Annotated in this window: 18 protein-coding genes; 6 read left to right on the forward strand and 12 right to left on the reverse strand. The window is 43.2% G+C overall.

Annotated elements, in window-relative coordinates; translation table 11 throughout:
* Window positions 1-106 precede the first annotated feature (106 nt).
* Window positions 107-2,722 (forward strand): M14 family zinc carboxypeptidase, encoded by a 2,616-nt coding sequence (locus tag CK503_RS04305; protein ID WP_095605570.1) that lies wholly within the window; start codon window positions 107-109, stop codon window positions 2,720-2,722.
* A gap of 126 nt (window positions 2,723-2,848) precedes the next feature.
* Window positions 2,849-3,538 (forward strand): DUF748 domain-containing protein, encoded by a 690-nt coding sequence (locus CK503_RS04310; RefSeq protein ID WP_095605571.1) that lies wholly within the window; start codon window positions 2,849-2,851, stop codon window positions 3,536-3,538.
* Between the two features lie 102 nt (window positions 3,539-3,640).
* Here the strand turns inward: CK503_RS04310 and metK are convergent, their stop codons facing one another.
* The 5 genes from metK to CK503_RS04335 form a co-directional block, all read right to left on the reverse strand.
* Entirely contained in the window at window positions 3,641-4,789 is a 1,149-nt protein-coding gene (metK, locus tag CK503_RS04315; protein WP_095605572.1) for a methionine adenosyltransferase, read from the reverse strand.
* Window positions 4,790-4,948: 159 nt separating this feature from the next.
* The gene (locus tag CK503_RS04320; RefSeq protein ID WP_095605573.1) at window positions 4,949-6,670 is read right to left on the reverse strand and encodes a fasciclin domain-containing protein; all 1,722 of its coding nucleotides are present in this window, start codon (window positions 6,668-6,670) and stop codon (window positions 4,949-4,951) included.
* 156 nt (window positions 6,671-6,826) lie between these two features.
* Window positions 6,827-7,840: a Holliday junction branch migration DNA helicase RuvB gene (ruvB, locus tag CK503_RS04325; protein ID WP_095605574.1), complete on the reverse strand. Its 1,014-nt coding sequence runs from the start codon at window positions 7,838-7,840 to the stop codon at window positions 6,827-6,829.
* Between the two features lie 76 nt (window positions 7,841-7,916).
* On the reverse strand, window positions 7,917-8,732 hold the full coding sequence (locus tag CK503_RS04330; protein ID WP_095605575.1) for a tetratricopeptide repeat protein: 816 nt from the start codon (window positions 8,730-8,732) through the stop codon (window positions 7,917-7,919).
* Window positions 8,733-8,835: 103 nt separating this feature from the next.
* Window positions 8,836-9,381 (reverse strand): RNA polymerase sigma factor, encoded by a 546-nt coding sequence (locus CK503_RS04335; protein ID WP_095605576.1) that lies wholly within the window; start codon window positions 9,379-9,381, stop codon window positions 8,836-8,838.
* A 152-nt stretch (window positions 9,382-9,533) separates the two neighbouring features.
* On the opposite strand from CK503_RS04335, the gene CK503_RS04340 reads away from it, so the two are divergent.
* A complete protein-coding gene (locus tag CK503_RS04340; protein ID WP_095605577.1) occupies window positions 9,534-10,286 on the forward strand; it encodes a segregation and condensation protein A in 753 nt (250 codons plus the stop codon).
* Window positions 10,287-10,311: 25 nt separating this feature from the next.
* Complete coding sequence (locus CK503_RS04345) at window positions 10,312-12,021, forward strand: M28 family peptidase (RefSeq protein WP_176466205.1); 1,710 nt, start codon at window positions 10,312-10,314, stop codon at window positions 12,019-12,021.
* A 97-nt stretch (window positions 12,022-12,118) separates the two neighbouring features.
* Here the strand turns inward: CK503_RS04345 and CK503_RS04350 are convergent, their stop codons facing one another.
* The 5 genes from CK503_RS04350 to CK503_RS04370 all read right to left on the reverse strand — a co-directional run bounded on the left by CK503_RS04350 (window position 12,119) and on the right by CK503_RS04370 (window position 20,762).
* Window positions 12,119-12,499 (reverse strand): GxxExxY protein, encoded by a 381-nt coding sequence (locus CK503_RS04350; protein WP_095605579.1) that lies wholly within the window; start codon window positions 12,497-12,499, stop codon window positions 12,119-12,121.
* Between the two features lie 172 nt (window positions 12,500-12,671).
* On the reverse strand, window positions 12,672-15,584 hold the full coding sequence (locus CK503_RS04355) for a CHAT domain-containing protein (protein ID WP_095605580.1): 2,913 nt from the start codon (window positions 15,582-15,584) through the stop codon (window positions 12,672-12,674).
* 330 nt (window positions 15,585-15,914) lie between these two features.
* Window positions 15,915-19,019, reverse strand: a complete 3,105-nt coding sequence (locus CK503_RS04360; protein WP_095605581.1) for a CHAT domain-containing protein — start codon at window positions 19,017-19,019, stop codon at window positions 15,915-15,917.
* A gap of 118 nt (window positions 19,020-19,137) precedes the next feature.
* Window positions 19,138-20,091: a signal recognition particle-docking protein FtsY gene (gene ftsY / locus CK503_RS04365; RefSeq protein ID WP_095605582.1), complete on the reverse strand. Its 954-nt coding sequence runs from the start codon at window positions 20,089-20,091 to the stop codon at window positions 19,138-19,140.
* An 80-nt stretch (window positions 20,092-20,171) separates the two neighbouring features.
* Window positions 20,172-20,762: a CDP-alcohol phosphatidyltransferase family protein gene (locus tag CK503_RS04370; RefSeq protein ID WP_095605583.1), complete on the reverse strand. Its 591-nt coding sequence runs from the start codon at window positions 20,760-20,762 to the stop codon at window positions 20,172-20,174.
* A gap of 79 nt (window positions 20,763-20,841) precedes the next feature.
* Here CK503_RS04370 and CK503_RS04375 point away from each other — a divergent pair, with 79 nt between their 5' ends.
* Window positions 20,842-21,417, forward strand: coding sequence for an NUDIX domain-containing protein (locus CK503_RS04375; protein ID WP_095605584.1), 576 nt, complete (start codon window positions 20,842-20,844; stop codon window positions 21,415-21,417).
* 41 nt (window positions 21,418-21,458) lie between these two features.
* On the opposite strand, the gene CK503_RS04380 is transcribed toward CK503_RS04375, so the two are convergent.
* Window positions 21,459-21,752: a hypothetical protein gene (locus CK503_RS04380; RefSeq protein ID WP_095605585.1), complete on the reverse strand. Its 294-nt coding sequence runs from the start codon at window positions 21,750-21,752 to the stop codon at window positions 21,459-21,461.
* An 88-nt stretch (window positions 21,753-21,840) separates the two neighbouring features.
* Entirely contained in the window at window positions 21,841-22,251 is a 411-nt protein-coding gene (locus CK503_RS04385; protein WP_095605586.1) for a helix-turn-helix domain-containing protein, read from the reverse strand.
* Window positions 22,252-22,619: 368 nt separating this feature from the next.
* Between CK503_RS04385 and CK503_RS04390 the strand changes: the two genes are divergently transcribed.
* Window positions 22,620-23,093 (forward strand): DinB family protein, encoded by a 474-nt coding sequence (locus CK503_RS04390; protein WP_095605587.1) that lies wholly within the window; start codon window positions 22,620-22,622, stop codon window positions 23,091-23,093.
* The last annotated feature ends 27 nt before the right edge of the window (window positions 23,094-23,120 follow it).

Below are 23,120 nucleotides of genomic sequence, written 5' to 3' on the forward strand. Positions count from 1 at the left end.
AGGCATCGGCTTTTGAGTCGATGCCTTTATTTTTTTAAAACATTTTTCATTTATAACCTTTACACTATGGCACAAACTGTTATTCGCTAAATAAAACTATCCGTTTATGAAATTACGCACACTTGTTATTTCGCTATTAGCTTTGCTCGTCGGTACGGGAGTACAGGCTCAAAGTCTGGCCGATGCCGAAGCTTCTATGGAGTACTACCTCCCACAGGATGTTGAATATGATGAATCCATTCCTACGCCGCAGGAGGTATTGGGGATGGTCCCCGGAGAATGGCATGTTCGCCATGATCAGCTTGTGCAGTATATGCACGCGGTGGCGGAAGCATCCAAGCGGGTAACGATTCACAAGTTTGGTGAAACGTACGAAGACCGAGACTTGGTTTATTTAACGGTTACTGCCCCTTCTAATCATCAAAATATTGATCAGATTCGAGAAGAGCATGTAGCGCTTACGGATCCGGCTAAGTCTGGTGAGCTGAATACAGCAGATATGCCTATTGTGTTATATATGGGATATAGTATTCATGGCGATGAACCGAGTGGCTCCAACGCGTCAATGTTGGTGGCTTATTATATGGCTGCAGCTCAGGGTCAGGAAATCGAAGAAAAGCTACAGAATAGTGTAATTTTATTGGATCCGAGTCTAAACCCTGACGGATTAAATAGATTTGCCAGCTGGGCTAATACGCACAAGAGTAAAAATACGGTGGCTGATCCTAACAGTATGGAACTTAACCAGCGCTGGCCAAGCGGACGTACTAACCACTATTGGTTTGACTTGAATCGCGATTGGATGCTGGTTCAGCATCCCACGAGCCAGGGACGTATTGATAATTTCCACAAGTGGAAGCCCAATATTTTGACGGATCATCATGAGATGGGTACGAACTCAACCTTCTTCTTTCAGCCGGGTATACAGTCGCGGACGCATCCCATTACGCCCGAGAAAAACCAGAACTTAACAAAGGCTATAGCCGATTATCACGCCGAGATTTTTGATGAAAATCAGCGGCTATATTATTCCCAGGAAAGCTTCGATGATTTTTATTATGGCAAAGGGTCAACCTATCCCGACGTAAATGGAAGTATCGGAATTCTTTTTGAACAAGCCAGCTCACGCGGACACGCACAGGAAAGTGAGCACGGTGTTTTGAAGTTTCCTTTCACCATCAAAAACCAGTTTTTGACTTCGCTTTCGACCTGGGAGGCCTCACAGAATTTACGGCAGGAGATTCTGAACTATCAGCGTAACTTTTATAAGCAGGCCAAGGAAGCTGGCGAAGATGCTGATATTGAAGGATATGTATTTGGTACTGACGATGATCAGGCTCGGACCTATCACTTGGCAGAACTGTTGCGTCGTCACAAGGTAGATTTATATGATCTGAATCAGGATATAACGGTTGATGGAAAGAATTTTAAAAGTGGTTCTTCGTACATGATTCCATCTGACCAGAAACAGTACCGATTTGTGAAAGCATTGTTTGAGCGTCGCACTACGTTTACCGACAGTTTATTTTACGATGTCTCAACGTGGACGATGCCTTACGCTTTTAATCTTCCGTTTGCTGAACTACAAGGCCGTGATTACAGCGACGATCTTCTCGGCAATAAAGTAGATGGATTGCCGGAGTTCCCTAACGGCGAAGTGCTGGGCGGCAAAAGTGATTATGCCTATGTGTTTGAGTGGGATGAATATTACTCACCGCGAGCGGTAAATCGTCTGCTGGAAGCAGGAGTACGTGTAAAAGTTGCTTCAAAACCATTTACAGGCGTAACGGCAGATGGCACGCACGAGTTTGATTATGGAACAATATTGGTGCCGTTAGGACCCCAGTCGGTAGATCAGGAAAAAATCTATAAGCTCGTTCAAAAAGCTGCAGGTGAAGATGGGTTGACAGTGTATTCTGTTGGAACAGGACTTACGCCAAACGGTATTGATCTGGGAAGTGGTTCGTTTGAAACCTTGGAACAGCCAAGCGTTGCCTTGCTATCCGGTGATGGCGCTAGCCCGTATGAAGCAGGTGAAGTCTGGCACCTTTTGGATCAACGCTTTGAAATGCCACCAACGCTTTTCCCCATGGATCGCGTAGAACGAGCTGATCTGGATCGCTACAATGTAATGGTGATGGTGAGCGGCAGTTATGATAACTTGTCTGATCGGGCTACTAAAAAGATTAAGCGCTGGACCCAAAATGGCGGGACGCTCATTACTACAAAATATGCCAATAACTGGGCCGAGCGAAATGGGCTGGCAAATATTGAGTATCTAAATGGCGATGAAGAATCCGAAGAAGAGCAAGAGGTAACCCCCAAACCGTATGCCGATATGAGTCAGGCCCGTGGCGCGCAATATATTGGCGGTACCATTTTCGATACCAAACTCGATCTGACCCATCCGCTGGGATATGGGTATAATGATGAAGATCTGACGGTCTTTCGTAATAGTACGCTCTTCATAAAGAAAGCCGAAAATCCTTACGCTACTCCCCTTTATTATACCGAAGATCCATTGGCCAGTGGATACGTTTCAGATGAAAATCTGGAAAAACTATCGGGCACCGCAGCTGTTGTGGTAAGTGATGTTGGCAGCGGACGTGTTATCTCGATGACCGATAATCCTAATTTCAGGGCCTTTTGGTTTGGTACGAACAAGCTGTTCATGAACGCTATCTTTTTTGGTCAGACCATTGATGGCGGATCGGGTAATTAATTAAAGACAATAGTCCATTAACTTCTTTAGGCATGGAAATGATTTCAATTTCCATGCCTTTTTATTTTCTCAAATATTTTGATTGAACCCTGTTATATTTCAACAATCAAAAAATAAGATGGATATATGAGCTTGTTTAAGTCAAAATTAGATTTAAAACCTGTTTTTCAGGTCCTTTTCGCTATTATTGTAATTGGTGCTATAGGGGCACTTATCCTTTCGTTAAGTATCGACAATATGGTACGGTCCAGCTTGGAAAGTACCACGGCCGAAGTACTTAATACATCGGTAGATGTTGAAGATGTTTCAATATCACTCTTGAATGGTTCCGGGACGATAAGTGGGTTTACTATTCACAATCCTGAAGGCTTTAGCGACAAGTCAGCCGCGAAGCTGCAAGAGATTTCTATTAAAATGAAGGTTTCATCGCTTCTTTCGGATACCGTTATTGTCGAAGAAATACGAGTTCAAAAACCGGTGCTTTATTATGAGCAAAAAGCGACGGGTAATAACTTTGATGCGCTTACCGAAAATATGGAGGGATCATCCTCGTCGGATACAAATCTAATTGTTGATTACCTGTTGGTTGAAAATGGACAAGTTACATTGACGGCCGACATTGGCAGTGAAAAATCTATAATAGCCGAATTTTCTAAAATAGAAATGGAGGGTATTGGCCGCACTGGTAACAATACCATGGAGCAGACGATACAGCAAATACTCAAGCCCGTTTTAGAAAAGGCGCTGCGAGAAGCAGCAACTCAGGGTTTAATGGATAAAGCAAAAGACGCCCTGCAAGATATGCTTGACGGGTAGCAGGTTTCTCCATTATCCTTGTAAAAAATAAAAAGAGACATCCCGCAAAGAGATGTCTCTTTTTTAATAAATCAGTGATTTTAAAAGCTTAGCTCCTAACTTCTACAGAGCATTAGTTAGCTTATCAGTATAATCTAACTTTTCCCAGGGAAACTCGTTGCGACCAAAGTGGCCGTATGCAGCGGTTTTGGAATAAATGGGTCGTTTTAAATTGAAACGGCTGATAATGCCTGCGGGCGTCAGATCAAAAGCCTGTTTAATAGCTTGAGCCAATTCGGCATCTTCAACTTTTCCAGAACCATAAGTATTCACGTTAATGGAAACCGGTTCGGGAATTCCGATAGCATAAGCAAGCTGTATTAAGCACTCTTCAGCCAGATCAGCAGCCACAACATTTTTGGCAATATGTCGCGAAGCATAGGCTGCACTGCGATCTACTTTTGAAGGATCCTTGCCGGAAAAAGCGCCGCCCCCATGAGCACCGCGCCCGCCATAAGTATCAACAATGATTTTACGTCCCGTAAGGCCGGTATCTCCGTGTGGTCCGCCTATTACAAACTTTCCGGTGGGATTTACATGAAAAATTGTTTCCGCATCCATCAACTCTTCTGAGATAACTTCCGGAATGAGATGCTTCTTCAAATCCTCTTTTATTTTAGCTTGATCAACCCCTTCGTCGTGCTGGGTGGAAATAACAATAGTATCTACCCTTTTGGGATTTCCTTCCTCATCATATTCAACCGTCACCTGACTTTTACTGTCGGGTGCAAGATATGGAAGCAAGGCAGTCTCTTTTCGGATATGTGCCAGCTCGCGAAGCAAATCATGAGAGTATTGGAGCGTCATCGGCATGTAGGTATCCGTTTCGTTTGTAGCGTAGCCAAACATCATACCCTGATCGCCGGCCCCCATTTTTTTGTCCTTTCCTTCGTCAACGCCTTGAGCAATATCCGGGCTCTGCTGGTGGATGGTTGTCAAAACGCCACAAGATTCCGAATCGAAGCGATATGAATTTTTAGTGTAGCCGATATTTCTTATTACCTCGCGTGTTAACTCTTGTACATCCACATAGGCGTCGGTGGTAACTTCGCCCGAGATAACGGCAAGTCCCGTAGTAACCAATGTCTCGACGGCTACCCGGGAATCGGGATCCTGTTCGAGCATGGCATCGAGGATGGAATCAGAGATTTGATCAGCGACTTTATCGGGGTGACCTTCTGATACAGATTCGGAAGTGAAAAGGTTTTTCATTTGAGTAAAAAAGTTCGTGTAAATAGTGATTATTAAGAAGCCTTGAAGCTACAAAAATATGTATAATTATGCAGAACGATCTGCCAATAGAAAAAGCCGCACTCCTTTTTACAGAGTACGGCTTTTATCAGGGATGGTGTGGCTAAAAAAAGAAAATTTTTAGCTTGGGAGTAACACACCGTCAATAATATGGACTACTCCGTTGGTGCCTTGCAGATCAACGGTAGTAACGGTAGATGTATTTCCGGTTTGATCAGTTAATGTAACGCTGCCATCACTGTTAACAGTGATTTCAAGTTCAGTTCCATTAACTGTGGTTACGGTTCCGGATGATATGTCGCCAGAAAGTACCTCCTGCGGGAGTACGTGATACTCAAGAATATCTTGTAATTCCTGATCGGAAAGGCCACTGGTATCCACTTCATCAAATGCTGCATTAGTGGGGGCGAAAACAGTAAAGGGACCATCTCCTTGAAGTGTTCCGCCCAACCCGGCCTGAACAACTGCATCTTCTAAGGCTTGCAGGTTATATCGCTTGGATATAATGCCAACAACATCCTGATAACTATCGGGAAGCAGTACATTGCCAATGGCATGTATCGTGCCATTGGATGCTTCAACATCTGCTGTCACGACGGTTGCAACATCGTTGACTACTACTTCACCATCAGCAGTGACAAAAAGGTTGCCCCCTGCTAATGCCTCAACGGATTGTTCGGCTTCCAAATCAGCAGCAAGTATATTGGCATTCACTACATGGTATTGTAGTATTTCAGCAAGTTGATCGTCAGAAAATCCACTGAGATCAACACCGGAGAAAGCATCGTCAGTGGGGGCAAAAACCGTAAACGGACCAGCTTGTTGTAATGCTTCGTCCAGCCCTGTTTGCCCGAGCACATCAACGAGTGTAGTAAAGTTTCCGTTATCGATGGCTACATCTACGACATTGGGGGCGGGATTCAGCACACCATTAATAATATGAACTACGCCATTAGTTCCCTGAAGGTCAGCTTCGGTAACTTCGTACATTTGTCCGCTGTTGTCAGTAATGGTTACGGTGCCGTCAGCCGATTCAATCGTTATTTCTTCCCCCTGTAGGGTCTCAACTGTTTGGACGGCATCAAGATCACCAGAGAGTACTTCGCCAGAAATGACGTGGTATTGCAGGACATCAGCTAAACTTTGATCGCCCAGATCAACGTTGCCAAAAGCTTCGTTAGTGGGGGCAAAAACCGTAAACGGTCCATCTTCCTGAAGTGCAGAAGCAAGGTTTTCACTGACTACGGCATCTTCAAGAGATTGCAAGTTGTACCGTTTTGTTACAATGCCAACGACATCAAGAAAACTATCTGGCAGAAGCACTTGGTCAATTGCGTGAATGGTGCCATTTGATGCTTCAATGTCGGCATCAACTACGGTTGCATTGTCATTAACGACGACATCACCGTCAGCTGTGATAAAAAGCTCTCCGCTGGAAAAAGCTTCAACAGCTTGTTCGGGTTGTAGATCTCCAGAGGCTATTTCTGAACCAGCTATAACGTGATAACTTAGTATTTCTGTAAGCTGTTCATTGGTAAGGCCGGACAGAAGTCCGTCAGGTAGGTTGCCAAAAGCTTCGTTAGTGGGAGCAAAAACGGTAAATGGTCCGTCACCTTCCAATGTTGAAACCAGGCCAGCATCACTTAGTGCAGATACAAGGTCACTGAAATTATCATCAGATTGAGCAACTTCTGCAACATTACCGGTTTCATTTAGAGGATCGGTTGGTCCGTTATCATCGTCGCCACATGCCTGCAGCGTAAAAACCAATAGAACGGCAATAAAACTGTTGAACAAAAATGTTCTCAGTTTTAATAAGGGATTGTGAGTTGTTGTTTCCATTGTGATATGTGATTAATTAAGGATTGTGATACCTGATAATCACATATCAAAACAATTAGTTCCCTAAAATATTAAGTATATATATTTAAATAATTTAATTTTATTAAATGAACGAAGGGCAAATAATCAATGTTAATCAGTTATTTTTTTACATGCCTAATTAAATAAATTTCCTTCTATTTTGTCGGGGTTGACTCCTAAATACTCAAAGGCTTGACGGGTTGCTATTCGTCCCTTTGGTGTTCGTTGAAGAAAACCCTCTTTAATTAGGTATGGTTCGTAGACTTCTTCAATAGTACCCTTGTCTTCGCCGACGGCAACACCCAGGGTGCCCAATCCTACAGGACCACCTTCATAATTTTCAATAATAGCTTTTAAAATGCGAATATCCATTTCGTCCAGGCCATTCTCGTCCACATCCAGGGCATTGAGTGCAGTGTCCGCAATTTCATCATTAATGGTATCCATATCTTTTACCTGGGCAAAATCGCGGGTACGCCGCAAAAGCTTATTAACAATTCGAGGGGTTCCCCGACTACGGCGCGCAATTTCATGTGCACCCGTTTCGGTGATACCCATATTTAAAATGCTGGCCGTGCGGAGTGCAATGCGCTGCAGAAGTTCCACATCGTAGTAGTCCAGCCGCATGTCGATACCAAAACGGGCACGCAATGGTGCCGTTAGGAGCCCCTTTCGGGTAGTTGCTCCCACCAATGTAAAGCGGTTAAGTTCAATTTGGATACTGCGGGCATTGGGGCCCGAATCGATGACAATATCCAACTGGTAATCTTCCATGGCGGAATACAGATACTCCTCAATGACCGGATTCAGCCGGTGAATTTCATCAATAAAAAGGACATCGCCCTCTTCGAGATTGGTAAGCATACCGGCAAGGTCACCGGGCTTTTCAAGAACAGGTCCCGTAGTGGGTTTAATCTGAACGCCCATTTCATTTGCAATAATATGAGCCAGCGTTGTTTTTCCCAGGCCGGGAGGGCCCGAAAGAATAACGTGATCTAATGCTTCGTCACGTTTTTGCGCTGCTCGAATAAAAACCGAAAGGTTTTGAATAACCTTTTTTTGTCCAATAAACTCGTTGATACGAGTTGGACGCAAGGTACGTTCAAACTCTTGATCATTATCAGAAGCATCTAACAGTGGGTTTTGCAAAATAAAGTATGGAATGAGTTAACCGACTTTTACGACAAGTAAATTAACTCATTATTTGCAAAGTTTCGAAAGCTTATTAGCCTTCTTTCATCTGTTCTTCAAAGTTATCAAAATCTACATTGCCCAACTCGTAATCCAGCTTTTTAAGCAGCCTGAAGGAAGGTTTGCGATAAATGCCGTCCATCGTATAAACCTTGTGGATAGCCTCGCGTGCTTTGTCTGTTTGCTCAATATTGATATAAGCATTACCCATATACCAGTATGCTTTCTCTTTTAAGACCTCTCTTTTTGTGTCTCGTTTTATAACCGCCTGAAATGATTCGATAGATTTACCAAAACTACCGTTATTGTATTGTATGATTCCTTTATTCAGGTACGCTTTTATAGCAGCCGGCTCATCATCGTATTTGTTGATTATTTCATCGTAGGCAGCTATCGCTTTTGATATATTACCGGATAGTGCGGCTTCGAATCCATGGTTCAACAGAGAATCGGCTGGGAGTGTTTCTGTTTTTTGGCTGCGAAATACTTCTGCAGAAGAAAGATTCTCTACCAGGTTAAATTGGTTGGGCACCTCACTTTGTAGGGATTGATTGGTATCAAGCTGAAAGAAGTTAATTGAAACAACTAACAGGGCTACCGCAGCAGCGGCTGCCATCCATTTCCATGAGCTCTGGATGGAATAAATAATACTGCTTTCTTTGGCAGAGGTGGAATTATTGCTGGAAGAACGTTTTTCAAGAATAGATTTTACGGCCAATTCCGTTTTTAAAAGGTCGATATAATCGGGACGCTGGAGCAGTTTTTTCCAAAGCTGTTGAGCTTCCTCCTCCGATAGCTTGCCCTTAACATAGGCATCAATTTCTTGTTCCAGTTCTATGTCTCTTGACATTTTGTTCATTCTCAAATGGTAAATTATACGCTTTAAAAAGTATTAACCCATGTTTATGTCTCAAGGTCTGTAAGTAAGACCCTTGAGAAACCCAATCCTTACATTATAATTTGCTTTTTTCTTGATAGCAGTCATTAAGTTTTTGAATGAGTCGGTGTTTCCGGGTCCATACGTTGTTAACACTGATCCCAAAATACTTGGCCACTTTTTTAGCATGGGAGTCGGGGTGATCAAACCAGTACTGCATAAACTCCTGATACTTCTCTTTAAGTTGACCTAGGCACCACTCGAGCAGACGCTCCTGTTCTTCATCCAGTAGCGACTGTAGTTGGGTAGGAGCCTGTTGATGAGTATCGGGGATTTCATCCGTTGCTTCGGGCCGCTTTTTTTTCTGCATTTTAAGGTAATTGTTTCTGCATACCGACAGAATATACGAGACCACCTGATCAGGATTGTTTAGCCGGTCCTCATTTATTACCTCAAGCGAGGTAAGAAGGGAATCTTGGGCACAATCCTCTGCATCAGATCTACTGGCATTCATGTGAATGCGTAGAAATGCTATTAACCTTGGACGAAGAGCCTCGATTATTTTATTTATCTCTTGAGTATTGTTCTCTTGTATGGCTGATACTAAATTCGCGTAATCCATAGTTTATGTTTCAAAAAGCCAATGTTGATGTAAAAAGTATAAAAAGTTAGGCAATAAACAACAGTTACATTAACTTTGAGTAGAAAAGCTACAAATAATTCCTTTTTATCCCATTAGAAATAGGTGGGAAGCCCAAATTCGAACGGTGGTTAATGTATCGAGTTCAACTTAAAAATTTTGAAGGTCCGCTCGACCTCCTTCTCTTTTTTATAAAGCGCGATGAGCTTGATATCTACGATATCCCTATCTCCTACATTACCAACCAATTCCTGGAGTATATCAATTTGATGGAGGAGCTGGATTTAGATGTCGCCAGCGAATTTATTTTGATGGCCAGCATGCTGATGTCGATTAAGGCCAAAATGATGCTGCCCCAGGAAGAATCCGATGAAGAGCTCGATGAGCACGATCCCCGGTACGAGTTGGTCCAACGGCTGCTCGAATACAAGCGCTATAAAGAGATGGCCGGGAAGATGGAAGATGTGGCTGAAGAAGCTCAGAAATCATATTTTCGCGGATATACCAAAGTTGACCAGGTTGATAAGCAGGCCAGTGGCGAAGCCCTGAAGGATGTAACCATGTTTGATTTGATGTCGGCTTTCAAAAAGGTATTGGCCGATATCAAAAAACAGGAAAGTGTACACCATGTTGAAAAGATAGAATTTACCATCGAAGAGCAGACTGAGTACGTGTTGGACCGTCTGCAGCAAAGTGGACGCACCTCTTTTAGAGCGATGTGTAGCGAGATTAAAAACCTGACAAAGATCGTTGTTACCTTTTTAGCAATTTTAGAAATGCTAAAAGAGCGGCAGATCAACCTGTATGTCGAAGATGATGATCCAACGGAGTTTTATTTAGATTTAAAGCCCGTTGATGAAATTATTGGCACCCCCGAAGCAAATTAGAACTAAAAAAGAAAGAGCGTTACTTATGAAGATGCACCTGCAAGCCGTTTTTATTGGGCTGCTGATTTTTACCGTAAGCTGTGCGGGATCAGGGCCGTCGAGCCAGGATCAACCTTCGGAACCTGTTACTGATACCGAACGGCTATTAAATTTCCAACAGGAGATATCGGCGGATTATTTGAAGCCTCATTTAACGGCTTTTGCCCACGATACCATGAAGGGGCGTGAAACAGGCACCCCTGCCGAAAAAAAGGCCGCTTATTTTCTTGCTAAAGAATATGAGAAACTGGGATTAACACCTGTTGGTGATAACGGCAGTTATTTTCAGAACTTTGAGCTCAATGCATCGAAAAGTGATAGCCTTGTTTTTGAGTTGTATAAAAAAGATAACTCTTCAAAAGAATTAATCGATCGATCTGTGGCCAACAGCAATCAAACGGCCAATTTTTCGCGATTGTTTGGGGGTACTGATACTTTGAGAGGACAGATTGTATTTGCAGGATTTGGTATTAACGATCAGGAACGCGGGGTTACCCATCTGGATGGTGTTGATCCAAAAGGTAAGTGGGTAATGGTATTTCAAAACGCCCCAAAAGTGGTGGACGGGGATACGCTTATCAATCCCAAGATTGATGCCCGGGCACGGTTTCAGATGATTATGCAACAGGGAGCATCAGGTATTTTGACTATACCGGTCAAAGAACCTCAAGAGTTTAATGTTATAGCTCAAAAAATGCAGGGTAGTTTTGGAGAAACCGGTCGTATGAGTTTAGCCTATCGGGAAAGCGAGAGCTCTTTGAGCGGATTCAGCGGCGGATATAATATTGTTAAACCGGAATTAGCTGCACAGTTGCTGGGATTGAACTCCGTAGAAGAACTGACAGAACATCGTAAAAACTTGATAGATAATATTACCGACTTTCAAGCCAAAGAGCTTAGCTATGAATTGACGCAAATCCCCTATTCATCCACAGAAACGATTAACTCCCGAAATGTTTTGGCTTTTCATGAAGGAGCTGATCCGGAGCTGAAAGATGAAGTTGTGGTGCTGACATCGCATTACGATCATGTGGGAATCGGAGAGCCAGATTCTACCGGCGATCATATTTACAACGGTGCAGATGATGACGGAAGCGGAACGATCGGGCTTTTGAATATTGCCAAAGCATTTGCAGAGGCGGAAAAGAACGGCATAAAACCCAAGCGATCTATTTTGTTCTTAAATGTGTCGGCGGAGGAAAAAGGATTGCTCGGTTCGCGTTACTATTCCGATCATCCGGTGTTTCCGATGGAAAAAACGGTGGCAAATCTAAATACGGATATGATTGGTCGAATCGATTCTACGCATAAAAGTGAAGGTATTGAAAAGTATGCCTATATCATTGGAGCGGAACTGATTTCTTCGGATTTGGATAGCCTTATTAGTGTCGCCAATAAGCAGTCGGGGCAGATAAAGCTGAACAAAAGGTATAACGATCTGAATGATCCTCAGCAGTTTTATCGCCGCAGCGACCACTGGCATTTTGGCCGGAAAAAGGTGCCTTTTGCTTTTTTCTTTTCGGGTATCCATGAAGATTATCATCGTCCATCGGATGAAGTGCATAAAATTCGTTTCGAAAAAATGGCAAGCATCCTGCAAACGATGTACGCCACTACAGTGATGATTGCCAATACCGATAATCCTCCCGCTGTTGATAATCAACAGTTTATTGAGATAACGAAGAGCGATAATTAGGGGAATTGAACTAAGATGGAAAAGGATTTATAGGATAGCCGGGATGAATATTCTAAGTTAGGGCATCTCAATCCCTGTAATCCTTTAATCTTATTAATCAGGGTTCTAAATTCTTGTTGTTAAAAAGGCGTTTAAATTGAAGGGAGCGAGAGCCAAAGTTAATGAGAAGTCCAGTTTTTAGATCGTAAGCCTCGAGATAGTTTAATGCCTGGGCCAGGTGAACGTCTTGAAGTTGAATAACGGCTTTTATTTCAAGTAAGACATCTTCTTCAATGATAAAGTCAGCTCTCCGGGTGCCTACCTGAACACCTTCGTAAAAGATTTCCATTTCTTGTTCACGCCAGAAAAGCAGGTTTCTCTTTTTAAATTCAAGAGCTAAACAACGTTGATAAATAACCTCCTGGAATCCATTTTCCAGTGTATTATGGATGTTCATCGCACAGCCAATAATATCTTGGGTGATCTTCTTATATTGCATCTCTCTGTGATTAAAATAGTCAAATAAGTAAGACCCGATGAAGAGCAAATCCTTACAAAAGTAATTTTCCTTTCTAAATTGTGGCTAAACTTACTTATTACCAATTATGGGTTTTGAACCGGGCTATATAAGATTAGAGGATAAAATGATGCCGGGCATCTAAATAAGCGCTTTACCGGCCGACCACAATAAAAGGCGCCCAGTAAACCGGATGATTAAACAGGGGATGTTTAATCATCTTTAGCTTGGCTTCGCGCATGGCTTTGGCTTTAGTCCCGAATGGAATGGATTGCTCCCAGCCGATCCAGCGCAGGGTACCATCGATCCAGCCCGTGGTTGTGTCTTGTTGGAGAAGCGACTTGTAAAACTCATTCATGAAGGAAGCCGTTGATCGGTCGTATACATTCCATAGACTTACCACAACCGTTGAGGTGCCGGCATAGAAAAAGGATCGCTGCATACCCAGCATGCCCTCGCCGCCCACTATTTTACCCAGCCCCGTGTTACAGGCACTTAGTACCACCATATCTGAATTGATGTTCATTCCGAAAATTTCGGAGCTGTGCAGCATGCCATCTTCGGTAGATGAAGCCGAAATTTCGCTGTCGGTAGAAAGGGCCAGCCCGCTGCGATTGGGTTGATTTTCATCAATAATACCGTGAGTAGCCAAGTGGACATACTGGTAGTTATTCTGGCGCAGTAAATTTTTTAGTGCTCCTTCTGATATCTGCTCATCTTTTAGGATAGAGGCATTTTTAAAGTGTGTGGCTATGGAATCAACTTCGATAAGGGTGGACGGTAGGTTGTTGAGATTATCCCGTTGTAACCCACGGTCATTATTGCGGACAAAATTGGATCCTGCAACGGCCAGTAAATTTTTACGGGCTGGGCTTTGGGGATCTTTTAAGAGCGTAAGGCTGGTAAGAGAAGGCACGTACTTGATATTAAAATTTTCAATCAGGTACTGGTCGCCCTGTGAAATAGCCTCAAACGGGAGATAGGCAAGGGCACCGTCGGGGACAATGGTCAAATTAGAAAAGTTTTCAAGGTCATTCTCAAAAGGTTTTAAAAGAATATTATACAATGCTGTGGACTGCGACCGTAATCGCGTACGCGAAGCGTTTGAAAGAATAGCATCCTTAAAATTGGTTACCATGGTTGTCAGCTCGGTAGCAAGCTCCTCGGTATTGCTCGACCGTGATATCGTTTCAACGCGTACATCCTCTCGGCTGATCATAAAAGCCAACAGCTCGTTGCCCGCCAGTGCGTATTCCAAGATGGCGGTTTGTTCGTCAACACTGTTTTGAGCCTGCTTAAGGGTAATGGGTTTGGGGGGTTGCAGCGATTTTAGCCGGGGATGTTCCCTCTGCAATTTATTTTCGTAGGAGGCATAGTCAAGTTCAGCATTTCGAATTTTTTGTCGCAGTTTTTCCCGTTTTTGGGCGTTAACGGTATTTTCAAGCTGGCTGAAGAGCTGGTCTATCTTATTTCGTTTTTGATTGCGTTCAAGGCGGATCTTCTCGGGCAGCTGCTCGTCAATATTCTGGGAGGCTTTCGCCAGCTCATCGCTGAGGGCTCGGGCCTTGGCCTGTTCAACGAGTTTATAAGCCCGGGCAACATCTGAAGTATACGTTAACACCCACGATGCCACCTCGGTGTAAAAATCGGAATGTTTGCCAAAATATCCCGACTTGAGATCTGAAAGCGCCCCGGCGTTGGAGCGATGTTGTTCAATAATATCAATAGCCTTTTGCCCGTAGGTAACGGCGCTGTCGGAGCCAAGCTTGTGATACTGCCGGGCCAGATCTTTGATGGGCGCAAGCTGACGACGAGGAGACAAATACTGACTGTAGCTGTGGGCTTTCTTGAAGTGTTGGAGAGCTTCTTCATCTTGATTTTGCGCTTGGCCAATCCGTCCTAAAAAGAAAGAAGCTTTTTGTAGCATATCGTAACTGTCGGTGGAATCGCCCATGGCTTTAAGCCGGTTGGTATAGGCGGTTGCCTGCTTAAAATCTTTTTGATCAATCGTTAACCGGAGCATGGAATTTAGAGATGAAGCAATATCTCGATTATTCCCGTTTTGCTCGCGAATTTTAAGAGCTCTGCGATAGTACTGTTCGGCTTCTTTTGTTTTGTCTTGATTAAAATAGAGCTGCCCGATATTGTTTACTGTGGTAGCGATGGAACGAGGACCGGAGTTTTCTTCACTGATAGCTAAACTTTGTTGGTAATAATCAATGGCCGTGTCATATTCGTTTAGTCTTTTATAGAGAAGGCCCAAATTGTTAAGAATGGTTGAGCTCAGTTTGGGCGTGGAGGCTTGCTGACTGTAATCCAAAGCTCTTTTATATGAAATCAGCGCTTGGTCGTAGTTTGCAAGGTTGCTTTGTATCGAACCTATTTGGCTATATCCATTAGCTAATAAATGGACACTCCCAATTTCTTCTTGAAGTTTTAAACTCCTATTGGCATACTCCAAGGCTTGGTTATAAAGGGAGAGGTCACCATAAATTCTACCAATATTAGATAAGGTAACGGACCGATATCTTTTATTGATATAGTAGTTAAGGGCCCGCTCGAAATATTCCAGTGATTTGGAGGTGTTTCCTTTGCGATTATATAACCTACCCAAATTATTATAGACTGTACCAATGAGTAGGCTGTCTCCCGATTGCTGTGCCAGTGGCAGGGCCCTATTGTAATATTTCTCGGCCTGTTTTGTTTTTCCCATTCTGTTGGAGGACCAGCCCATGCTGGTGTAAAGATCGCCGCGGTTATAGGTGTCATTGGCCGGGTGGTCGACCTCCAATAGTTTTTTATAGAGTTCCATGGCCTGTTCATTTTTTGAGCGGTAAACCATGGCGCTGCCATATTCTTTTCCGGCTTTTAGCCACGAGGCCGTATCCTGGAATTGTCGGTATATATTATAGGATTCTCGATAGTAGAATTCCGATTCCGCCATTTTTCCCTTATCGTCGTACTCCTTACCCTGTTTAAAAAGGGAATCGGCCAGCTGTATGCTTTGCCCCATGCCCGATAGAGGGAAGCAGATAAAAAGTGTGAGGCAAAGGAGAAGCCGTTTCATACCCTAATAGTTAATATCACCAAGTATTTAGATGTGTGCTAAGAGCCTTGAATATATACACAGAATTTGGGAAAAGATAAAAAGTTTGGTGTTGAGCATTAATTGTAGAATATTAAAAGAGCTTCTTCGCTGAGGAGAGGTATTTACAAATAACCGAAAATAAAAATCAGGAGATCATTATGTTTGATTTAAACAAAGATCAATTTTCACTGGCATTACCTGACCAAGATGGTGGAAGTACTAAAGAAGATGATGACGATGCCGGTAGTGTTTCTTAAATGAAAACTGCAGTTATTTTGAGCCATGTCTTTTATTGAGGCATGGCTTTTTTTATTGGCCGATAAAAACAAAGGGGGCCCAGAACTTGGGATGGGCATATTCGGCTTGGTCAATCATCTTTTGCTTGGCTTTTTGTAACGCTACGGGCATTATAGCACCATCATGGTGCTGGGCATAGAAGTTATGCATTAATTGTGCTGTAGATCGGTCGTTTACTCTCCACAGAGAGACCAGCAAGTTTCGGGCACCCGCATATTGGAAGGCCCGGCTAAGCCCAATGATTCCCTCTCCTCTTTTAAAGGTCCCCATACCGGTATTGCAGGCACTGAGCGTAACAAGATCGGCCTGCAGCTGCAGATTATAAATTTCTGAGGCGTATAATGTACCATCTTCTTGTTGGTCGGGTGTGGAGAAGAGTATTCCTGATTGTTCTGAATCTTCTTCCTGCAGAAAAGCGTGGGTGGCGAGATGGATATATCGATAGTCGGTAAGAGGCTCCTGTTTAAATGTTGATTCGGTGGCTTTTTGATCTACAAATAGATCGGCCTCATCGGTTGGTGATTTGAGGAATGAAAAGAAACCGTCGGGACTATTAAACAATTCTCCTAAATGCTGGACTTCCGTTTTGTTAAAAAGCAGCGGAGAGATGGGTCGATCAACCTGGGGATAGACTTCTCTGCTTTTAGAAGCGGCAAGATCTTTAAAGCTTGGTGCAAAGGCGGCAAGAGTTTTATTTTTAGGAGATTGTTCCTGATGGGCGCGAAGTTTCAGGTACCCCGCTGAAGGGGCATAACTTATGCTATGTTTGTTGAGCAGGTATGGGAGATCATGGAATCGGCTGGTTTCAGTTTCGGATATTGGGCGTGTCAGCAGTGCTTCAAAAGGCAGGTAATGCAGTGGGCCCGAGGGGATAATAAGGAGGTTTTTACCCGTAATATATTCTGTTACAGGATCAATGAGTTGTTGATACAGCTGATGACTTTGATTTGCAAAGGTATCCACTGAAGTGGTTTCAAGGATTGTTTCTCGAAAATTGGTAATGGTTTTATCGAGCAGCGTGTCGGTGCCAACCTCCTGTACTTCAAAAGATTCCTTGGTGATCACGAAGGCATACAGAGAGGCATCCCCAAAGAAATACGAGATCATCGTTTGGGATGGCGTTATATGATTTTGCTGTATCTCTGATATGTTGGCAACAGGCGGTTCGTATTTTAAGCCATAGTATTTTGGATATTTGTCCTCCAGCTTTTGAATGTGATTATGTAATGTTTTTTGGGCATGGAAAAGGGAATCCTGTAGGGAAATTCTTTTGAGGGAATCGCCGGCCATTCCTCGAATTGTAAACCCGGAAAGCTCTCGCTGCAATCCGGTAACGGATTCGCGCAACTGGTTTTCGCGTTCAATGAGTGAGTCGGGAATCTGTGCAAAACTTTTATTATTTAGCTCCTGTATTTGCTCCAGCAGAATCTGGTTACGACTTTTCTGGGCGAAATAGAACAGGTGATGCTTGTAGTCCTTGTCTCCGGTTTGCTCAAAGAGAGTAAGAGCAGTCTTGAATCCTTTCTGATAGATATCAACCGTGCGTTCCCTAAGTAAAAATTTTGACTTGCTACGGTTCAGCGATCGTTGAAGCTCGTCGATGAAATCCACGGCCTGTAGGTAGGTTTGCAGTGATTGGTGCAGTTGTTTGGTGTTTTCATTTTGATTGCCTGCCTGGTAGTGAGCTTCACCTTTAAGTCGCAAGGTATTAAGCATAAGCTCGGGATAAACGACATTTTCGAGCGAGAGTTCCTGGAAGGGATCTTCAGCACTATAATTGGTGAGAAGCACTTCCATTGCCTGCCGGTAATAATTGAGCGCCTGCCGATGGTTACCCATATCGGCATATATTTCCCCTATTTTTGTATAGGTATCGCCAATAAAGGGATGGTCATCCGACAGCATTCGGCGGTTGATATCCAGATCTTGAAAGTAGAAATCGAGTGCCTTGTTGTAAGCTTCTTTTTGTCCATAGGCCTGCCCCAGATTGACATAGACATTGGCTAACTCAGGGTGCCCGTCGGGAAAACGCTGTTGGTAAATCTCCTTGGATTTCTGGTAGTAAGTTATGGCTTTATCATATTGTCCGATATCCGAGTGGGTTGCGCCCAGGTTTTGGTAGCCGACGGCTACTTCGGGATGGTTAGCGCCAAGTAGTTTTTCTTTAATTTCCAATGATTTCTTGAGGTAATTGGCAGCTTGTTCCATCTCACCCATTTCGGAATAGACTACGCCAACATTGTTATATCCGGCCGCAACCAATCGGTGATTTTCTCCATGGAAAGACGCCAATACATTGGTGGCGTTTATCATATAATCGAGTGCCCGCTGGTAATCACTTTGATAATAGTATACAAGCGCCAAGTTGTTATATAAGATTGAGAGCTCGGGATGGGGATGCGGAAGTCGCTGCTGGTCTATTTCAAGAGCAAGCCTAAAAAATTTAAGTGCCTGTTGCTTGTCCCCCCTTTTTTGATGAGCCGTACCGCGGCCGTTATAGATCCGGCTTAGCAGTGCTTGGCCTTCAAGTTCATTGCGGTGGTAGCTGTCTTGGGCATTAGAAAACTGGGTTATAGCTTTTTGGTAGTTACCTTGCGATGAAAAAACTTCTCCTATGCCGGTATTCATCCGGACCTTAAATATCGTGCTATTTTCAACCAAATCTGCGAGTGACAGTCCTTTTTGATACCAATTCAGTGCGGTTTGGTACTCGGCATTGGACTCTGCCAGAACCCCTTTTTGATGATAATAGCGGAGCTTAAAAATCTCATCATCGGGAAAGTACTTGGTGGATAGAGTCCAGGCTTTTTTAAGAAAGGTAGTGGCTGCTTCGTTATCGTCTTGACTGTACTTGTTTAGGCTAACCTGGAAAAGCGCATTACGTTGTCCCTTTATATTAGATCGCTCGTCAAAAAAGTCAGCGGCCTGTTGATAATAATAGGTGGAGGAATCATACCGGGCAGTATGCTGCAGGGAGTCTGCCTTTTGCATGAGTTGTTCACCAGAGTGGACGTCATCGACACGCTCTTGCCCCCATCCCAAAAATGGGATTAATAGCAATAAGGTAGATAAAAGAATACCCCGATAAGTAATCTTTGCCCTTTTTGTAACAGCCATTGCAAGAGGATTGGCTATAAAATGCCGTACAGGCAAATGGTATCACTAAAAGTCGAAAAATAAAAATCAAATAATAGAAAAGTGATTTTGCAGCGGTATTTTTCTGTAAGAGCAGATGTTAGTCCTTGAACATAGAATTGACAAACAGCTCTCGATCAAATACCTGCAGGTCTTCGATCTCTTCGCCCACGCCGATGTACTTTACGGGTACGTCCAGTTCGCTTGAGATGCCGATAACAATTCCGCCTTTTGCCGTACCGTCCAGCTTGGTGAGCACCAGCCCGGTGATGTCTACAAAATCGGTAAAGGCTTTGGCTTGCTGCATGGCATTTTGTCCGGTGGATGCATCGAGAACCAGCAGAACTTCGTGGGGCGCACCGTCAACAACTTTGCCCATCACGCGTTTAATTTTAGCGAGCTCGTTCATCAGCGACTTTTTGTTATGTAGTCGCCCGGCCGTATCTACCAACGCGATATCGGCATCTTTGGCTTTAGCCGATTCCACAGTGTCATAAGCGACAGCAGCGGGATCGGCATTTTGTCCCTGTTGAATAATAGGAACTCCGGCGCGCTCACTCCATATTTTGAGCTGGTCAACGGCTGCAGCCCGAAACGTATCAGCGGCGCCCAGCATCACATTTTTTCCGGCTTTTTTGTAAAGATGAGCCAGTTTACCGATGGAAGTTGTCTTGCCAACGCCGTTTACGCCAACAACCATTACAATGTGAGGTTTTTGGGGAAAATCGGCATCGAATTCGGCGGGTTTATCGGGCGAATGATCTTTGAGAAGGGCAATGATTTCTTCCCGGAGAATGCGCTGTAGCTCGTCACTGTTCAGATACTTGTCTTCAGCAACGCGCGCTTCAATTCGATCGATGATTTCGATTGTAGTAGATACGCCGACGTCAGAAGTAATTAAAATCTCTTCCAGTTCATCGAGCACGGCAGCATCTACGGTATCCTTACCGGCAATAGCCTTGCCGATCTTTTTCATAATGCCGGAGCGGCTTTTTTCAACGCCCTTTTCGACTTTCTCCTTTTTCTTGAGACCAATTTTTTCTAAAAAACCCATAGTAGATACTTCGTATTAAAACATTTGTGTCATCCTGAATTTACTTCAGGATCTATATTATGTCCGTAAAATGGTAGTTTTCAGTTAAATTCCACTCCTTTGCGAATAAGATTGAAACGATGAAGATAATCAAAGAAGGAGTAAAACATAAGGGCTGCCGAAGCACCCATCAGCATAAAATGTACTTCCACTTCCTGTGGAAAGAAGAAGGCGGCCATCCAGTATAACCCCAACACGTTAACGCTTATTTTTCCCGACATTACAGCCATAGCCACTTTGCCGCGCAGATATTGAATATATGCTGATCCAATTACAATGACAGCATCGCGACCTACTTCGAGCAGGAAGAACCAGAGTGGAATAATATCAATATAAGTGGCGTACAGAAATAGAAAAAATGCACAAAATTTATCGGCAACGGGATCAAGTATTTTCCCCCACTCCGACACCTGGTTGGTCATACGAGCTACAAACCCATCCAAATAATCAGATACAATGCCATATATTACAAGTGTGGTAATAAGCCAGGTGATTTGATGCCCATTGGTATAGTGCAGGTAAATGACGGGTACAACGATCAAAATGCGTGACAGTGAGATCAGGTTTGACCATGTAAACAGGTCTTGCTTAACGTCTATCTGTTTGTGATCTATGTTAAATGTTTCTGACAATGGAAACCTAATTGTTTGTTATCATTCGCCTCTACTCTGTCTCGATGGAACAGCTTAAAAGATACATAAAAAATTTTCTATGTACGATTCTGATAAACTTGTTGAACGCAAACGGACCTCTCAAAAAGTTTTTAGCGGGCGACTGCTTCATGTTTATTTTGATGAAGTGGAGCTGCCCGACGGAACAACTTCAACCCGGGAATGGATTAAGCATCCGGGAGCATCGGCGGTCGTGCCCATTTTTGAAAATGGGGATGTGATGATGGTAAAGCAGTTTCGATATCCGATGTCACAAATATTCTACGAAGTGCCCGCCGGCAAGATTGATCCCAATGAAGATGCCGATTCAACGGCACGTCGCGAGCTTCAGGAGGAAGCGGGATTATCCTGCAAGAGCTTTCAATATATCGGGCACTATTACCCGGGTATTGGCTATTCTGATGAAATTATTCATCTTTATACAGCATGGGATATCACCTCGTTTGACCAGCAGGTAGATGATGATGAGTTTCTGATTAAGGAGCGATTGCCTTTTCAAGCCACCGTTGATATGGTGCACAATGGAGAAATATCAGATGGAAAAACGATGGTTGCTATTCTGCGCGCTTGGCACTGGTGGCAAAACGAGGGACCGTTTACGATTAACGGAGATTAGTAGCATTTTTGTAGTTGAACCGATTGCTATCGGGGAACTGCCTACTGAATAATTTCCTGCTCAACAGCCAGATCATAGAGTGACTTATGTAAGTTGGTGTCGGTAATATCACCACGGCTGATCAACTCTTCGACCTCGTCCCCGCGCAGCAGTAAAATACAGCCCATTTCGTTGAGTACTTCATCAAATTTTCGGGGATCGGCGTTGGAAAGCTTTTCCAGGTCTATCCCATCGGGACTTTTGGTGGTGTTGACCAGGCAGTAAAAGGTATCTTCGTCACTGTCATCGTCCCCAAATCCAAAAATTTCGAGCTTGGTGTCGTCTTTTTTAAGCATAATGTATTACTGATTAATTTTTTACTAAGCTGTTAAACATACATCACTTTTTAATGAATGCCCATTTTCTAAAGTCGATAAATTGCTATTAGCTATATCGATCAAGGAAATCACGTGCTTTAATGAGTTCAGTCACTTCATCAGTTTCACGATCAATAATAGCGACCTGAAATAGACTAATAATAGCCTGCTCCTCAATACATTCTATGGTTTCGTCGATTGTTTCGCATTCTTCCTGTTCGCTTACCAAATCGTTAATTCCCTTAACAACATAGCGGTAATTTTTGGGTTTCTTTTTGGGAGACTTAGCATCACCGGCAGTAGGCTCATTGAAGTACTCCCGCAAAGCCTCTTCGGTAACATACCACTTAACGCCCAGTTTGCGAGCACGTATTTTTCCCTCCCTGAGATAAGCTCGGATCGTCATTTTACTGAGTCCCAATTGTTCGTGGAGATCATCAACGGAATAAAGAGTAAGATTGCCAACTTGCTTGGGCATAAAGCACAAATAAAGTTAGTTGTTAAGTATTATACATCAATTCTATTTGATTATAACCTAACAACAATTATATAATAGATAAAGTTTAACTAATATTAGTTATATATTACCAACTTGTTAGTTGGTCTATATCAAAAATACTTGTTCTGTATGGGGTAATTCCATTATATTGTAAACAGTTGATTGAAAAAGAGCTCTGCAAGCGCAGGGCTTTTGTTATTTTAACTCCATTCTCAGCACCATTTCTCCTTTCCTTCCCTCCCTTTCTATATTGATACTCTGTATCTTATCCTTTGTACAAAAGAAGAACTTTTGTGCTATGGTTATTACATTAGTGGCCTTAAGTATTTAGAATTGACCAAATACATATGGGATCAGATAAAACAGTTCGATCATTATTGCTGGAACAACTCGAGGGTAGGAATGCACATGTTGATTTTAATCAGGCAGTGCAGGGGCTTACCTTTAAGCAGGTTGGTATACGGGTTGAAGGTGTTCCCCACACTATTTGGGAACTTATTGAGCATATCCGAATTGGACAGGATGATATCATAGAGTTCTGCAAAAATCCTGATTACGAAGCGCTCGACTGGCCCGATGACTATTGGCCCGAAGAGTCAAAACCTGAAAGCAAGGAACAGTTTGAGGAATCGGTACAGGCGGTCCAAAATGGCATTGAGGAGATGAGGGAGCTCATTCAAGATCCCCAAAACAATGTTCAAAAGGTTTTTCCCCACGGCGACGGACAAACGCTGTTTAGAGAAGCAATGCTAATTGTTGATCACAATGCGTATCATATTGGTCAAATTGTGTTAATCAGGCGTTTGCTTGGCAGCTGGTAGTTTATTGACTATGAGATAGATTAAAGT

Origin of the sequence: Fodinibius salipaludis, from assembly GCF_002287075.1 — a bacterium.
In the GTDB taxonomy this organism is placed as follows: Bacteria; Bacteroidota; Rhodothermia; order Balneolales; family Balneolaceae; genus Fodinibius; species Fodinibius salipaludis.

Excerpts from the sequence above, each read along its gene's own strand:
- CK503_RS04305 (WP_095605570.1), top strand. The coding sequence starts at position 107 with ATGAAATTACGCACACTTGTTATTTCGCTATTAGCTTTGCTCGTCGGT.
- CK503_RS04310 (WP_095605571.1), top strand. The coding sequence starts at position 2,849 with ATGAGCTTGTTTAAGTCAAAATTAGATTTAAAACCTGTTTTTCAGGTC.
- metK (WP_095605572.1), bottom strand. The coding sequence starts at position 4,789 with ATGAAAAACCTTTTCACTTCCGAATCTGTATCAGAAGGTCACCCCGAT.
- CK503_RS04320 (WP_095605573.1), bottom strand. The coding sequence starts at position 6,670 with ATGGAAACAACAACTCACAATCCCTTATTAAAACTGAGAACATTTTTG.
- CK503_RS04330 (WP_095605575.1), bottom strand. The coding sequence starts at position 8,732 with ATGTCAAGAGACATAGAACTGGAACAAGAAATTGATGCCTATGTTAAG.
- CK503_RS04335 (WP_095605576.1), bottom strand. The coding sequence starts at position 9,381 with ATGGATTACGCGAATTTAGTATCAGCCATACAAGAGAACAATACTCAA.
- CK503_RS04340 (WP_095605577.1), top strand. The coding sequence starts at position 9,534 with ATGTATCGAGTTCAACTTAAAAATTTTGAAGGTCCGCTCGACCTCCTT.
- CK503_RS04345 (WP_176466205.1), top strand. The coding sequence starts at position 10,312 with ATGAAGATGCACCTGCAAGCCGTTTTTATTGGGCTGCTGATTTTTACC.
- CK503_RS04350 (WP_095605579.1), bottom strand. The coding sequence starts at position 12,499 with ATGCAATATAAGAAGATCACCCAAGATATTATTGGCTGTGCGATGAAC.
- CK503_RS04355 (WP_095605580.1), bottom strand. The coding sequence starts at position 15,584 with ATGAAACGGCTTCTCCTTTGCCTCACACTTTTTATCTGCTTCCCTCTA.
- CK503_RS04360 (WP_095605581.1), bottom strand. The coding sequence starts at position 19,019 with ATGGCTGTTACAAAAAGGGCAAAGATTACTTATCGGGGTATTCTTTTA.
- ftsY (WP_095605582.1), bottom strand. The coding sequence starts at position 20,091 with ATGGGTTTTTTAGAAAAAATTGGTCTCAAGAAAAAGGAGAAAGTCGAA.
- CK503_RS04375 (WP_095605584.1), top strand. The coding sequence starts at position 20,842 with ATGTACGATTCTGATAAACTTGTTGAACGCAAACGGACCTCTCAAAAA.
- CK503_RS04380 (WP_095605585.1), bottom strand. The coding sequence starts at position 21,752 with ATGCTTAAAAAAGACGACACCAAGCTCGAAATTTTTGGATTTGGGGAC.
- CK503_RS04385 (WP_095605586.1), bottom strand. The coding sequence starts at position 22,251 with ATGCCCAAGCAAGTTGGCAATCTTACTCTTTATTCCGTTGATGATCTC.
- CK503_RS04390 (WP_095605587.1), top strand. The coding sequence starts at position 22,620 with ATGGGATCAGATAAAACAGTTCGATCATTATTGCTGGAACAACTCGAG.